Annotated in this window: 11 protein-coding genes; 8 read left to right on the forward strand and 3 right to left on the reverse strand. The window is 54.7% G+C overall.

Annotation, left to right across the window (positions count from 1 at the left end):
- Positions 1–3 precede the first annotated feature (3 nt).
- Positions 4–2,337 (reverse strand): penicillin-binding protein 1A, encoded by a 2,334-nt coding sequence (locus tag FKCLFG_RS01000; protein ID WP_472614391.1) that lies wholly within the window; start codon positions 2,335–2,337, stop codon positions 4–6.
- Positions 2,338–2,683: 346 nt separating this feature from the next.
- On the opposite strand from FKCLFG_RS01000, the gene FKCLFG_RS01005 reads away from it, so the two are divergent.
- From FKCLFG_RS01005 to FKCLFG_RS01040, 8 genes are read left to right on the forward strand one after another with little or no spacing between them, the layout of a single operon-like run.
- The gene (locus FKCLFG_RS01005; RefSeq protein ID WP_472614392.1) at positions 2,684–3,766 is read left to right on the forward strand and encodes a pilus assembly protein PilM; all 1,083 of its coding nucleotides are present in this window, start codon (positions 2,684–2,686) and stop codon (positions 3,764–3,766) included.
- The gene (locus FKCLFG_RS01010) at positions 3,763–4,374 is read left to right on the forward strand and encodes a PilN domain-containing protein (protein WP_472614393.1); all 612 of its coding nucleotides are present in this window, start codon (positions 3,763–3,765) and stop codon (positions 4,372–4,374) included. Before FKCLFG_RS01005 ends, FKCLFG_RS01010 begins: the two co-directional genes overlap by 4 nt.
- A gap of 23 nt (positions 4,375–4,397) precedes the next feature.
- The gene (locus FKCLFG_RS01015) at positions 4,398–5,054 is read left to right on the forward strand and encodes a type IV pilus inner membrane component PilO (protein WP_472614394.1); all 657 of its coding nucleotides are present in this window, start codon (positions 4,398–4,400) and stop codon (positions 5,052–5,054) included.
- Positions 5,055–5,086: 32 nt separating this feature from the next.
- Positions 5,087–5,593, forward strand: a complete 507-nt coding sequence (locus FKCLFG_RS01020; RefSeq protein ID WP_472615891.1) for a pilus assembly protein PilP — start codon at positions 5,087–5,089, stop codon at positions 5,591–5,593.
- Between the two features lie 35 nt (positions 5,594–5,628).
- Positions 5,629–7,779, forward strand: a complete 2,151-nt coding sequence (pilQ, locus tag FKCLFG_RS01025; RefSeq protein WP_472615892.1) for a type IV pilus secretin PilQ — start codon at positions 5,629–5,631, stop codon at positions 7,777–7,779.
- A gap of 38 nt (positions 7,780–7,817) precedes the next feature.
- Positions 7,818–9,767, forward strand: coding sequence for an autotransporter outer membrane beta-barrel domain-containing protein (locus FKCLFG_RS01030; protein WP_472614395.1), 1,950 nt, complete (start codon positions 7,818–7,820; stop codon positions 9,765–9,767).
- The gene (gene aroKB, locus FKCLFG_RS01035) at positions 9,749–11,437 is read left to right on the forward strand and encodes a bifunctional shikimate kinase/3-dehydroquinate synthase AroKB (protein ID WP_472614396.1); all 1,689 of its coding nucleotides are present in this window, start codon (positions 9,749–9,751) and stop codon (positions 11,435–11,437) included. Before FKCLFG_RS01030 ends, aroKB begins: the two co-directional genes overlap by 19 nt.
- A gap of 26 nt (positions 11,438–11,463) precedes the next feature.
- A complete protein-coding gene (locus FKCLFG_RS01040; protein WP_472614397.1) occupies positions 11,464–12,606 on the forward strand; it encodes a deoxyguanosinetriphosphate triphosphohydrolase in 1,143 nt (380 codons plus the stop codon).
- Between the two features lie 103 nt (positions 12,607–12,709).
- Here the strand turns inward: FKCLFG_RS01040 and FKCLFG_RS01045 are convergent, their stop codons facing one another.
- Entirely contained in the window at positions 12,710–13,801 is a 1,092-nt protein-coding gene (locus FKCLFG_RS01045; protein WP_472614398.1) for an enoyl-CoA hydratase/isomerase family protein, read from the reverse strand.
- 196 nt (positions 13,802–13,997) lie between these two features.
- Positions 13,998–14,363, reverse strand: coding sequence for a ribosome hibernation-promoting factor, HPF/YfiA family (gene hpf / locus FKCLFG_RS01050; RefSeq protein WP_472614399.1), 366 nt, complete (start codon positions 14,361–14,363; stop codon positions 13,998–14,000).
- Positions 14,364–14,434: the final 71 nt, after the last annotated feature.

Raw genomic sequence — 14,434 nt, forward strand, 5'->3', positions numbered from 1 at the left:
GGCTTAGAACAGTTCGTTCTTGACTTCGTTGCCGGTCGGAGTGCCGGCTTCGTCCAGGCCTAGACTTTGGACGCCGGTGCCGGGCGGATTTTCAGCATAGTAATAGTCGCCATTGGCGGCGACGATGCCGTTCGGTATCGGGCGCTCTTCAATCGGCAGGGTGTTGACGACCTTTTGCATGTAATCGATCCAGATTGGTAGCGCCAGGCCGCCACCGGTTTCCCGGTTGCCCATATTCTTGGGTTTATCAAAGCCCATCCAGGCGATGCCAACCAGTTTCGGCTGGTAACCGGCGAACCAGGCATCGATCGAATCGTTGGTGGTGCCGGTCTTGCCGGCCAGATCAGGGCGTTTCAGCACCAGTGCCTTGCTGGCAGTGCCATGACTGACCACATCCTTGAGCATGTTGTCCATTAGGAATGCATTGCGTTCGTCAATCACTCGATTGCTTTCGTCGCCTGCATTGTCAGGTACTACCTGCGACAACAGATTGCCGTCGGCATCGGTGATTTTCGAGATGATATAGGGACTGACCTTGTAGCCGCCATTGGCAAATACCGAGTAAGCACCGGCCATTTGCAGCGGAGTGACCGCGCCGGCGCCCAGCGCGAGCGTCAGATACGGCGGATTCTTGTCGGCATCGAAGCCGAACCGGGTCGCGTATTCCTGCCCGTACTTGGCGCCGATCTTGTTCAGTATCCGTACCGAAACCAGGTTTTTTGATTTGGTCAGGCCCCGGCGCATCGTCATCGGGCCTTCGTATTTGCCGTCATAATTTTTCGGTTCCCATGACTGCCCGCCGGTCAGCCCGCCGCCGAAAGTGATCGGCGCATCGTTGATGATAGTAGCCGGCGACATGCCTTTTTCCAGCGATGCGGAATAAATGAAAGGCTTGAACGCAGAGCCGGGCTGGCGCCAAGCTTGGGTGACATGATTAAACTTGTTGCGGTTGAAGTCGAAGCCGCCAATCAGGGAGCGGATTGCACCATCTTCGGGGCTGACCGAGACGAACGCCGCCGACACTTCAGGCATGTGCGTAATGCTCCAGCCCTTGCCGCCTTGGGTCACGCGAATCACTGCGCCGCGTGTGATGCGGTGATTCGGCGCGGCCTTGCTGGAGAGCCAGCTACTGGCAAAACTCAGGCCGCTGCCGGCAATGTCGATTTCTTCGCCGGAAGACAGCACCGCACGGACTTTTTGCGGCGTTGCGTCGAGTACGATCGCGGCCACCAGATCGTCGCTATCGGCATAGTCGGCCAGGGTTTTTTCGATCGCATCGTCAGCCTCGGCCTTGTTCGACGGGAGTTCCATGAAGCCTTCCGGCCCGCGATAGCCATGGCGCCTCTCGTAATCCATCACGCCGCGGCGCAGCGACAAATAGGCGGCGTCCTGATCGGTCTTGCGGATCGTGGTGTATACATTAAGACCGCGGGTATAGGTATCTTCCTTGTACTGCTCATAGACCAGTTGCCGGGTCATTTCGGCCACATATTCGGCATGCATGCCGAATTCATTGCTAAAGCTCTTGATGCGCAGGGTTTCGTTTTTTGCCTGTTCCAATTGCGCGTCGTTGATGTAGCCGAGCTGGTGCATCCTGCTCAGGATGTATTGCTGGCGGGTTTTGGCGCGCTTGGGATTGACCACCGGATTGCTCGACGAAGGGGCTTTCGGCAGCCCGGCCAGCATCGCTGCTTCCGCGGTGGTGACATCCTGCAGTCTTTTGCCAAAATAAATCTGGGCGGCCGAGGCAAAGCCGTAGGCGCGCTGCCCCAGATAAATCTGGTTCATGTACACCTCAAGAATCTGGTCCTTCGACAGGCTTTTCTCGATTTTCCAAGCCAGCAGCGCTTCATATATCTTGCGTTTGAAAGTTTGTTCGCTGGATAGAAAGAAATTGCGCGCCACCTGCTGAGTGATGGTGGAAGCACCCTGTCTGGCACCGCCACTCAGGTTGTGGACCGCGGCCCGGATGATGCCCTGATAGTCAATGCCGCCATGTTCATAAAAGCGATCATCCTCGATCGCAAGAACCGCTTTTTTCATCACATCGGGAATATCCTTGATGCGCACCATGCTGCGCCGTTCTTCGCCAAACTCGCCAATCAGCACATTATCGGCAGAAAAGATGCGCAATGGCATCTTTGGCCGGTACACTGTGAGCGCATCCAGCGCCGGCAAATTCGGGTATGCCAGCGCGATTGCAATGCCGAGCACCAGTACGCCAATCAGTACCAATCCTATTGCCAACCCTGTTGCTCCGATCAGGATTCGGGCAGTCCAGCCAAGTGGGCTTGAGGGTGATTTTTTTGTGGATTTTGCAGCGTTGTTGGATGTCATGCGCGGTGTCTGGTTGAAGTCGTTATCGGCGACATTATAGCGGTAGCCGTAAATAATCCCTCTTGAATGCAAGGGGTGGAACCGCGTGCCGGGCCAATTGTGTATGAGCCGCGTTGCAGGTAAATCGGATTTTGGCAACGCATATTATTGTTTCTTTGTGGAAATTTCTTTACATATTCGGGCGCTTATTGCTACGATTTAAAGTAATTTTAAAAAGTTTGATCTAAATCACTACCTTACAAGAAAAATAAATTTGCATTTTTACACCGCTCCGCAAATTGGACCGCCATTTGGATGTTGCGTTCACACGGCGCGTCACATTAAGTCACCTTAAGAGAGGCTGTCTTTGGCTATTGAAATTAGATCGTTATTCGGCGCCAGAAATCCGCCATTGATAGGCCTGGATATCAGTACCTCAGGAGTGAAGTTAGTCGAGTTGTCAGAGGTCAGTAAGGGCGAATTGCGACTGGAGCGGGCCGCATTTGAAGCATTGCCGCGCGGCGCCATCGTGGATGGCAATATTGAAAATATCGAGCAGGTTGCTGAGGCGGTACGTCGCCTCTGGAAGAAAAGCGGCGCCCGCGCAAAAAATGTTGCATTGGGAATGCCGTCGGCTTCGGTCATCACCAAGAAGATTGTCTTGCCGGCAGGAATGTCAGAACTGGAGCTGGAGCTGCATGTCGAGTCGGAAGCCAGCCAGTATATTCCGTTTGCACTGGACGAAGTCAGCCTCGATTTTGATGTGATTGGCCCATCCGGCAATTCCCCCGACGATGTAGATGTCTTGCTCGCGGCCTCGCGTAAAGAAAAGGTGGAGGATCGGGTGGCGGTTGCCGAGTCGGCTGGCTTGAAGCCGGTAGTCATGGACATCGAATCGTACGCGGCCAGGTCCGCGCTCCTACGCATCAATACGGTGCAGCCCAAGGCCGGCAAGGGACAAATCATCGCATTGTTCCAGATTGGTGCGCAGTTGACGCATATCTCCGTAGTGCTGGATGGTCAGGTAATTTACGAGCGCGAGCAACCATTTGGCGGCAATCAGCTGACCCAGGATATCGTGCGCACCTATGGCTTGGCCTTTGAAGAGGCCGAGATCAAGAAGAAGGTGGGCAATTTGCCCGACAACTATGCGGCTGAACTGCTTACGCCGTTTCTGGAAAGCGCGGCGCAAGAGATCACCCGTGCGATACAGTTCTTTTTCACCTCGACGCCGCATGCCCGCATCGACCGGCTGTTTCTCTCCGGGGGCTGCGCTACCATCCCCGATTTGGTCGATATCGTTGCCAGCAGAACAAAGATTGCCAGCGCGGTCGTCAACCCTTTTGCCGGCATGAAACTGAGTGATGGGATACGTGAAAAACAATTGCGCATCGATGCGCCTGCTTATTTAGTCGCTTGCGGCCTGGCGCTGCGGAGGTTCGATCTATGATCAGGATTAACCTGCTTCCGCATCGGGAAGAAAAGCGTAAAAAACGCCAAAGTGAATTTTACGCAATGCTGGGTTTGGCCGGCACTGTGGCGGCGCTGATTGTGATTCTGGTGGGCTTTGGCATTGGAAATAAAATTTCCGTACAAGAGCAGCGCAATAACTTCATCAGGACCGAAAATGCCAGGCTCGATATCCAGATCAAGGAAATCTCTACGCTGAAACAAGAGATTGAGGCGTTAACGGCGCGCCAGCAGGCGGTAGAGGATTTGCAGGGAGACCGCAACCAGCCAGTCTACCTGATGGATGAGTTGGTCAAGCAAACTCCTGAGGGCGTCTATTTGCGCGCCTTCAAGCAGGACGGACAGCGTGTGGTCCTGAATGGCTACGCACAGTCGAATGAGCGGGTTTCGGAATTTTTGCGCAACCTCAGTAATAACTCTTCCTGGCTTAACTTGCCCGAGCTGATTGAAATCCGCTCCACCAACCTTGGGCAAGGCAAGGACGCCAAAAAAGTCTTCGAATTCACCGTCAATGTGGGTATCAAGCGGCCGCGTGACAAAGAGCCAGAGGCGGCCGCAAATGCCAGAGTCTCCCCTGCGCAATCCTGACAACAAAGCAAGAGAGACGCTTCATGGCAGATGTAAAACAAGTAATCGATTCACTCGCAGCACAATTTCAGGACCTTGATGGACGACAGCCAGGTCAGTGGCCGCTTGCGCCACGCCTGCTATGCGCATTCGGGGCCCTGTTTGCGGTACTGGTGCTGGGCTGGTATTTTTACTGGAGTGACCAGATTGCAGCGCTGGACGCCGGAGTGCATCAGGAGCAAAAGCTCAGAGATGAATACCGCAGCAAGATCGCGCAAGCCATGAATCTTGACGGTCTGCGCAAACAAAAAGAGCTAGTGGGCCAATATGTCGCCACCCTGGAAAAGCAATTGCCGAACAAGGCTGAGATGGATGCGCTGCTGTCCGACATCAATCAGGCCGGCATTGGGCGGGGCTTGCAATTCGAATTGTTCAAGCCGGGTCAGGTGGCAGTCAAAGACTACTATGCCGAGCTGCCGATCAATATCAAGGTTGTCGGTAGTTATCACGATGTCGGTGCGTTCACCAGCGATATCGCTCATTTGCCGCGCATCGTCACGCTCAACAGCATGAATCTGGTTGCAGGCAAGGATGGCGCATTAAGCCTGGAAGCGGTCGCCAAGACGTTTCGCTACCTGGACCCGGAAGAAGTTGCAGCCCAGCGCAAGCTGGCTACCGACAAGAAGGGTGGCAAAAAATGATGTGTTTCCGATGGGTAAAGAGTTTGCCGCTGGTGCTGCTGTTGACCAGCTTGGGCGGGTGCGGCGACAGTGAGCAACTGGAAGTCACGCAATGGATGAAAGATGTCAAGCGTGAAACAAAAATTATCATTCGCAAAATTGACGAACCCAAACAATTCACGCCGTTTGCCTACAGTGCCGCTGATGCGGTCGACCCTTACGACCCAATCAAGCTGTCGGTGGCGCTGGCGAAAATGCGGGCCAAATCGAATAGCATGCTCAAGCCTGATCTTGATAGGCGGCGGGAAGTGCTGGAAGCTTATCCGCTGGACACGCTGAAAATGGTCGGTACTTTGCAAAAACCCGGGCTGAGTTATGCGCTATTGCAGGTTGATAAGGCTGTGTTCCAGATCAAGGTAGGCAATTATGTCGGTCAAAACTTCGGAATGGTGACCAAAGTAACCGAAACCGAATTGGAATTAAGGGAAATTTTTCAAGATGCGTCAGGGGAGTGGACTGAGCGCCAAGCCACGCTAGAGTTGCAGGAGAGTAAAAAATGAACGCATTAAAAAAACAATATAAAAGCTTGGATGCTATGGCAACTGCAGCCGCAAAGCGGGCAGCACAGAAGTCGGTAGTGCTCTGCCTGTGGTTAGTCAGCGGTTTCGCGCTGGCGCAGGCGCCTGCCGATAATGCAATTGAGTCGATTGTCGCCAATCAGCAGGGCGCGAACGTGATAGTCAAGGTGACGCTTAAAAAGCCGCTGATCAAAGCGCCGCTCGGTTTTGCGATCACCAGTCCGGCCCGTATTGCGCTGGATTTCGCCGGTGTTAGCAATGCCACTGGCAAATCGGTGCAGGACATCAATCTGGGCGATGTCACCAATGTCAACCTAGTGCAGGCAGCGACGCGTTCGCGTCTGGTGTTCAATCTGAAGCGGCCCCTGCATTACGCCACCGTGGTCGAAGGCAATATGGTCATTGTGACGATTGACGGTTCCGGCGGCATTGCTACTCCAACAGGCGCATCCGGCTTGCCGGTAGTGGCCGCAGCACCCGCGGTGGCCGGCAAGCAAGATATCCATTACATCGACTTTCGCCGTGGGGTGGCAGGCGAAGGGCGCATTATCGTTGACTTGCCGAACAGCCAGATTGGTGTCGATGTGCGCCAGCAGGGTCAAACGATTGTGGTGGATTTTCTGAAAGCAAGTCTGCCGGAAGTATTGCGCCGCCGGATGGATGTGGCCGATTTCGGTTCGCCCGTGCAAACCATCACGACGCTGCCGCAAGGAAATAATGTGCGCATGACCATCGAGCCCAAAGGATTGTGGGAGCACAGCGCTTATCAGAGCGAATCCCAACTGGTGATCGAAGTCAGGCCGATCAAGGAAGACTCCAACAAGCTTACGCAAGGAACGCAGGGCTACCGGGGTGAAAAGCTGTCGCTGAATTTTCAGAATGTCGATGTGCGATCCGTACTGCAAGTCATCGCTGATTTCACCGGGCTCAATATCATTACCAGCGATAGCGTGAGTGGCAATCTTACCCTCAGATTGAAGGACGTGCCGTGGGATCAGGCGCTTGATATCGTGATGCAAGCCAAAGGACTGGATATGCGCAAGAACGGCACTGTGATGTGGATTGCACCTAAGGATGAGTTGCTCACGAAAGAGAAGCTGGAGTTGGAGCAAAAGGCGCAAATCGCAGAACTGGAACCGCTGCGCTCGGAAGCTTTCCAGTTGAATTACCAGAAGGCAGACGCATTCAAACTGGTATTCGGCCTGGATGGTGCCGCCGACAGCAAAAATCGCATCCTGTCGAAACGCGGCAGCGCCGTCATCGACCAGCGCACCAATCAGTTGTTCGTGACCGATATTGCATCGAAGCTGGACGATATCCGCAAACTGATCCAGAAAATCGATATTGCTTCACGCCAAGTCCTGATCGAGGCGCGCATCGTTGAGGCCAGCGACAGCTTCAGCAAGAACCTCGGCGTCAAGCTTGGCTTCGCAGATCTGCGCACTATTCGTGGCGGGGATAGCGGTTACCAGATTAGTGGTAATAACCGTGCTGCCGTCACCGGGAGCCTGCAAGGTGTCGCCGAGCAAACAGGTCAGGTGGCAGTGTCGACAGCGACGCAAAGTGCTACTCAATTTGTCAATCTGCCGGCGGCCGGGCTCAATTCATTTAACGCCGGCAATCTCGCGGTTAGCCTGTTCTCGGCTGCCGCCAACCGCTTCCTGAATCTGGAAATTTCGGCACTGGAGGCTGATGGCAACGGCAAAGTCATTTCCAGTCCGCGTGTCGTCACCTCCGACCAGCAGCAGGCGCTGATCGAACAGGGCGAGGAAATCCCTTATCAGGAGGCGACCAGCAGCGGCGCGACCGCGATCCAGTTCAAAAAAGCAAACCTGATGCTGGAAGTGACGCCGCAGATCACGCCTGACGGCAACATCATCCTCGATGTCGATGTCACCAAAAACAGCCGCGGCGCTGCGGTGGGCGGCAACTTCGCGATCAACAACAAGCATGTCAAAACGCAGGTGCAAGTTGAAAATGGCGGTACCGTGGTGCTCGGCGGCATCTACACCCAGCAGGAACTCGAGCAAGTGACCCAGGTTCCGTTGCTGGGCGATATTCCTGTTCTCGGCAACTTGTTCAAGAACAAGAGCCGCACCAATGACAAGACGGAATTACTGATATTTATCACACCGAAAATCGTGGCAGATCGCTTGACGACGCGTTGATTAAAAGTTTTAAAAACAGTAAGGGTAAGGGGAAAATAATGCGATTTGGTCTGAAAAATAGTTCGAGGAATATGCTTCTGAATATTGGTGCAGGAGCTTTGGCTGCAATCATGATGGCGGCTTGCGGCGGCGGCGGGGGATCGCCGGGATCGAATCCAAATCAGGTAACACCACCTGTTTCAACTAGCCCCACCGTTGCTTCCATCTTGGTAACCTCTGATAGTGGCGTTATTCAATCAGCCGGCATTGAAGGTTCAGAGGTAACGATTAAAGCTGTAGTCAAAAATGCTAACAATAACGTGGTCTCCGGCGCGACAGTAACTTTTAGTGCCGACTCGGGTGACATTACTGGGATTAATCCGGTTTCTGATGCAAACGGACTCGTGACTGCGAAATTGAGTATTGGTGGGGATCCTACGACACGTCTGATTACAGTGACTGCGAAAGCCGCTGGCGCCACATCAAAAACAACAACTGTGAATGTTGTCGGTACCAAACTCGTTATCAACGCTAGCGCTGGCGTCAATATCAATACGGTCTCGGATATCTCCGTGACTTTGAAAGATTCAGCCGGCTCTCCTCTCAAAGGCAAGTCAGTCACTTTCAGTGCCATTACCAATGGATTGGCAGTCAAAAGCGGGGGGGCGGCAATCACCGATTCCAGTGGCCAGCTTATTTTGTCTTTTACGGCGAAAAGCGGAACTGCGGACACAGTATCCGTCGCGGCATTGGGTGAGAAAGCATCTACGCAAATCAAAATTAACGCCTCAAATTTTATTGTGAAGGTGGTAAATGGCGGTGGAACGATGCTAACCCAGGCTAGCACTTATACTTGTCAGAAAGTCAGTATTCATCATGACGTCGCTGGAGTAGCGCAGTCCGGTGTAGTAAATTTGAATAGTTCACTCGGCAGTGTATTTAGTGATGCCGTATGTGCCGCAACATTGAACGCGCCGCTTGCTTTGGATGGCAGCGGAAACGCAACTGCCTATATACAAGCGAGTACTCCAGGGGTGGCGACACTTAACGCTACACTGAGTTCTACAGGAACCACCGCACAAGGAACGATTGAATTTATCGCACCATTAACTTCTAACGCGACGATTAGTTTGCAGCCGGATTTTGCTATTATTGGCACAAATACCAGTGGTAGTTCGGCCCAGCAAAGTACGCTTCGCGCCGTAGTGCGTGATGGCACCGCGCAGAATAATTTAGTAAAAAATGCGTCGGTAAATTTTTCCATTGTGTCAGACTCAAGTGGCGGCAGTTTGCAGCAGCCTTCCGTTGCAACGACCGGCAGTGACGGTTCCGCTTTAGTGGTTTATATTGCAGGCACCACTTCTACCGCACTGAATGGCGTTCAAATTCGGGCGCAGATTCAGGGTGCATCGACTGCCGCGACTATCGCTACACTGACGGTTTCCAAGCAGTCACTGTTTATCAGCGCAGGAACTGGCAATACAGTAGCAACACCGACTTCTGCAACGTATCAAGTGGACTATGCCGTATTTGTGACAGATGCTTCTGGTAATGCTGTTTCAGGAGCGACTGTGGCAGCTTCAGTTCGGCCGCGTACTTATTACAAAGGGCGTTGGGCAGTTGTTGTCTCTAATTTGGAGCCTAAATGGGCACAAGTATCTCCGATTTATCAGTGTTCTAATGAAGATGCGAATAGCAATGGGATACTTGATGCAGGGGAAGATTTCAATGGTAATGGCCGGCTTGATCCCGGTATCCCTGTGACGGTGACGTCTACTGGCAAAACGGATGCAACCGGATCGGCGACTATCTCATTAGTTTATCCGCGCGACCGTGCAGCTTGGACGGATGTGGCGATGACAATAACTGGTGCAGTGGCTGGAACCGAAGCGCGCTATATTGCTTCATTCGGTTTGCCAGGGCTAGCCTCAGATTACGATGACACTGATGTATCGCCACCTGGTCAAACCAGCCCTTATGGTGTAGAAGAATGCGCGTCTCAGTATTAAAAGAAAATATCTTCCTCGTCGGCTTGATGGGCGCTGGCAAAACTACCGTTGGCCGCGCCCTGGCCAAGAAGCTGAACAAGCGTTTCGTTGATTCGGACCATGAGATCGAGGCGCGCACTGGCGCCTCGATCCCGTGGATTTTTGAAATCGAGGGGGAGGGCAGCTTCCGTCGGCGGGAAGCGGAAGTGATTCGCGACCTGACGGCGGAGCAGGGCATCGTGCTGGCTACCGGCGGCGGTGCGATTCTCGATGCAGAGAGCAGGGCTTACTTGCATGCGCGCGGTACGGTGGTGTATTTGCGCACCAGTGTGCAAAATATTTTGCAGCGCACCGGGCATGATAAGAACCGTCCGTTGTTGCAGACTGCCGATCCGCGCAAACTGCTGGAAGAACTCAGTCGCCAGCGCGATCCGCTGTATCGCGAAATTGCCCATCTCGTCATCGATACCGGGCGGCCAAATGTACAATTCATGGTGCACTCCATATTGCACCACTTGGGACTGTCAGTGCAGTCTGAGCAGACCGCACACTCTTGTGCGCTTGACGAACCCCAGAATAAACGGCAACAGATGAATACTTTACAACACCATTCCATGCAACTGAAAGTCGATCTGGGCAACCGCAGCTATCCGATCATCATCGGCCAGTCGCTGCTGACCGACCCCATTCTGCTCGGTCGGCATATCCAGGGCCAGCGGGTGGCGGTGGTGACCAACGCCACTGTGGCGCCTTTGTATCTGGAGCCGTTTGTGCAGGCGCTGCAGGCAGCCGGCAAACAGGTAATGACCATCATCCTGCCCGACGGCGAGGAGTATAAAAACTGGGCCAGTCTGATGCAGATTTTCGATGCATTACTGGACGCAAAATGCGACCGCAAGACCACCCTGATTGCGCTGGGCGGCGGTGTCATCGGCGACCTGACGGGGTTTGCGGCCGCCAGTTATATGCGCGGGATTCCCTTCATTCAAGTCCCGACCACGTTGCTGTCGCAGGTCGATTCTGCCGTCGGCGGCAAGACCGGCATCAACCATCCGCTGGGCAAAAACATGATTGGCGCGTTTTACCAGCCGCAGGCAGTGATTAGCGACATCAGCACGCTGGCCACCTTGCCGGCGCGCGAATTGGCCGCCGGTCTGGCCGAAATCATCAAGATGGCGGCCATCATCGATGCCCCATTCTTCGACTGGATCGAGAGCAATATCGCCAAACTGGTGGCGCGGGATACTGCCGCGATTACCGCGGCAATCCACCGTTCCTGCGAAATCAAGGCCGATGTGGTGCGCCAGGATGAGCGCGAGGGCGGTTTGCGCGCGATTCTCAACTTCGGCCATACTTTCGGCCATGCGATCGAATCCGGACTCGGTTACGGCAAGTGGCTGCACGGCGAAGCGGTCGGCTGCGGCATGGTGATGGCGGCCGATTTGTCGTACCGGCTGGGATTCATCGACTACGTGACCAAGATTCGCGTCAATACTCTGGTGCAGGCGGCAGGTTTGCCAGCGGTAGCGCCGGATCTGGGCCAGGCGCGCTGGCTGGAGCTGATGGAAGTCGACAAGAAAAACGAAGGCGGCCAGATCAAATTCATCCTCCTCAAGCCGCTCGGAAAACCCGCTATCATGAGCGTGCCGCCAGACATTCTGCTGGCAACGCTGCAAGCTGCAATTCATTAAATCAAATTAAATTTGACTCCAGGCCCATGAACCTCAACGCCGATCTTGCTCCCTATGCAGCCCAGCCGGCCACATCGCAAGGCCGGCGTTTTGCGGAGCCGCCGCCTTTCTCGCGCACCGAGTTCCAGCGCGACCGTGACCGCATCATCCATTCTGCCGCCTTCCGCCGTCTGGAATACAAGACGCAAGTTTTCGTCAATTACGAAGGCGATCTGTTCCGCACCCGTTTGACGCATAGCCTGGAAGTGGCGCAAATCGCCCGCTCGGTGGCGCGCAACTTGCGCCTGAACGAAGATTTGATCGAAGCCATCGCGCTCGCGCATGATTTGGGGCACACGCCATTCGGCCATGCCGGCCAGGATGCGCTGAATGCCTGCATGCAGGGCTATGGCGGCTTTGAACATAATCTGCAAAGCTTGCGTGTGGTCGATGCGCTGGAACAACGGTATGGCGCTTTCGATGGCTTGAACCTGACCTTCGAGACCCGTGAAGGAATTCTCAAGCATTGCTCACTGGAAAATGCGGCCAAGCTTGGCGCCATCGGCCAGCGTTTCATCGACCGCAGGCAGCCGTCGCTGGAGGCGCAGCTGGTCGATCTGGCCGACGCCATCGCTTATAACAATCACGATATCGATGACGGCTTGCGCTCCGGCTTGCTGACGGTGGAACAATTGGATGAAGTCGATCTGTTCGCGCGCCACCGGCACGAAGTCGAAGCGGTATTTCCCGGCATCAGCGGGCGGCGGGCGATCTATGAAACGGTGCGCCGCATGATCAACGCGTTGATCGTCGATTTAATCCGGACTTCCGAAGCCCGCATCGCGCAGGCGCAGCCGGCATCGATCGACGCGGTGCGCAGCGCCGGCACGCTGATCGCGTTTTCGGACCAGATGCGCCAGGACGCCGCCCTGATGAAGCATTTCCTGCATGAGAATCTGTACCGCCATTATCTGGTCAACCGCATGACGACCAAGGCGCGCCACATCATTACCGCGCTGTTTGAAGCCTTCATGGAAGAGCCGAACCTGCTGCCGCCGGACCATCGCCTGCCTGCCGGGCAGAACGACTTGCAGGCGCAGGCGCGCAAAATTGCCGACTATATTGCCGGCATGACCGACCGTTATGCGACGCGCGAACATCGGCGTTTATTCATGGTGGAAGAACTCTGATAATTGGAGCATTAAAAAATACGCCTCCAGGTATTTTTTAATTCCGCATATATAATATGCGGAAAATGCATTGTTTTTAACTATACTCCCTGTTTTTAAATGGTTATGCGAGGCTTCGCAGCGGATGCGCATGCGGCGGCCAGACCGGCGCGAAGAAGCCGGCGATCATGTCCGGCGTTACCTCCGCCAGCGTGGCCGGATTCCACTGCGGCGCGTTGTCCTTGTCCACCACCAGCGCCCGCACCCCTTCGATGACTTCGCCCTGCTCGAAGCAATGACGCACCATGGTGCGCTCCATGCGCAGGCAATCGGCCACGCTCAGTGCGGCGCTGCGCCGGAGCTGCTCCAGCGTCACGCACATCATCAGCGGCGAGCGTTTTTGCATGAGGGCCAGGGTCTGTTGCGCGAACGGCGCATCGTCCTGCGCCAACGATTTGATGATGGCCGGCACTGTATCCTGTGCGAAATGGCGATCGATTGCGGCCCGATGGACCGCCAGCAGGCTGGCCTCGGGCGCAATGCCGTGGTTGAAGCCGGCTGCGAAGTCGCATATGGCCGTTCGCACATCGATATCGTCGCCCGACTGGAGCATGTCTGTTAGCCGCACCAATTGCGCCGACGGCAGGAAGAAATCGGCCAGGCCGGCGTACAAAGCGTCTGCGGCTGTGATGATGTCGCCGGTAACGCCCAGATAGGTGCCGAGTTGCCCCGGACACCGCGACAGAAAATAGCCGCTGCCAACATCCGGGAACAGGCCGATATTGACTTCCGGCATCGCCATCTTGGTGCGTTCGGTCACGATGCGCAGCCGGCTGGCGGGGCCGGCTTGCGCCACGCCCATGCCGCCGCCCATCACCACGCCATCCATCAGCGCGATATACGGTTTCGGATAGTGATGGATCAGGTGGTTGAGCGCATATTCTTCGGTGAAAAAATCTTCCAGCAAGGCGCTGCCGCCACGCGGCGTCGCGATGCCTATATCGTAAAAGAATCGAATATCGCCGCCCGCGCAGAAAGCTTTTTCGCTGCTGCTGCGGATCAACACCGCGTGGATGCCGGTGTCGGCGCGCCACGCCAGCAGCACTTCAGTAATAGTTCGGATCATCTCCAGCGACAAGGAATTGAGCGCCTTGGGACGATTCAGAGTGATGCAGCCGATCTGGTTTTCGGTCGAAATGTGAACGTGTTCTGTCATGGTGAAGGTGCGCCTTGGCTGGAATGGTGAATTTACGTAAGTTTTATCTACTGATGTCACTCAAAAATTCGGAATTCTTTTCAAGTGTTGCAAGCACTGCGCGTATCTGGCATCAGTTTTAATCAGGTGTCAAAAAGGGCGCATCTTGCGCCCTTGATTGTTGCGAGTCGAATTGTTCGACTCTGCGTATCTCCTCTCAGGAAACCGCGGATTCTTCCGGCAGCTCGGGTTCTCCGTCCAGGTGCTTGATGGCATCGTGTGGGCGGTCTTGTACCTTGCCTTTGTGCTTGATGATCTGGCGGTCGAGCTTGTCGATCATCGTATCAATGGCTGCGTACAGGTTTTGGTCCGCGCTTTCAGCGTGTAACGTTTTCCCGCTGAGATTCAGGTTGATTTCAGCGCGCTGCCGTTTTTCTTTTTCAGGGAGCTTGTCAACGCTCAGAATGAGCGCGATATCAATGACATGATCGAAGTGGCGCGTAATGCGCTCGACTTTGGATTGTACATATTCGCGAATGGCGGGGGTTACTTCGAGGTGATGTCCACTGATGGTGAGATTCATAAAGCACTCCTATGGAAATTGTCACTGCCTGCCTCGGGCCTGGTGGGCCGGCCAGAGCCAAAATGCAGCAA

This window comes from Gelidimonas denitrificans, from assembly GCF_055694065.1.

Coding starts and splice junctions, on each gene's coding strand:
- FKCLFG_RS01015 (WP_472614394.1), top strand. CDS start 4,398: ATGGCAGATGTAAAACAAGTAATCGATTCACTCGCAGCACAATTTCAG.
- FKCLFG_RS01040 (WP_472614397.1), top strand. CDS start 11,464: ATGAACCTCAACGCCGATCTTGCTCCCTATGCAGCCCAGCCGGCCACA.
- FKCLFG_RS01000 (WP_472614391.1), bottom strand. CDS start 2,337: ATGACATCCAACAACGCTGCAAAATCCACAAAAAAATCACCCTCAAGC.
- hpf (WP_472614399.1), bottom strand. CDS start 14,363: ATGAATCTCACCATCAGTGGACATCACCTCGAAGTAACCCCCGCCATT.
- FKCLFG_RS01030 (WP_472614395.1), top strand. CDS start 7,818: ATGCGATTTGGTCTGAAAAATAGTTCGAGGAATATGCTTCTGAATATT.
- aroKB (WP_472614396.1), top strand. CDS start 9,749: ATGCGCGTCTCAGTATTAAAAGAAAATATCTTCCTCGTCGGCTTGATG.
- FKCLFG_RS01010 (WP_472614393.1), top strand. CDS start 3,763: ATGATCAGGATTAACCTGCTTCCGCATCGGGAAGAAAAGCGTAAAAAA.
- FKCLFG_RS01045 (WP_472614398.1), bottom strand. CDS start 13,801: ATGACAGAACACGTTCACATTTCGACCGAAAACCAGATCGGCTGCATC.
- pilQ (WP_472615892.1), top strand. CDS start 5,629: ATGGCAACTGCAGCCGCAAAGCGGGCAGCACAGAAGTCGGTAGTGCTC.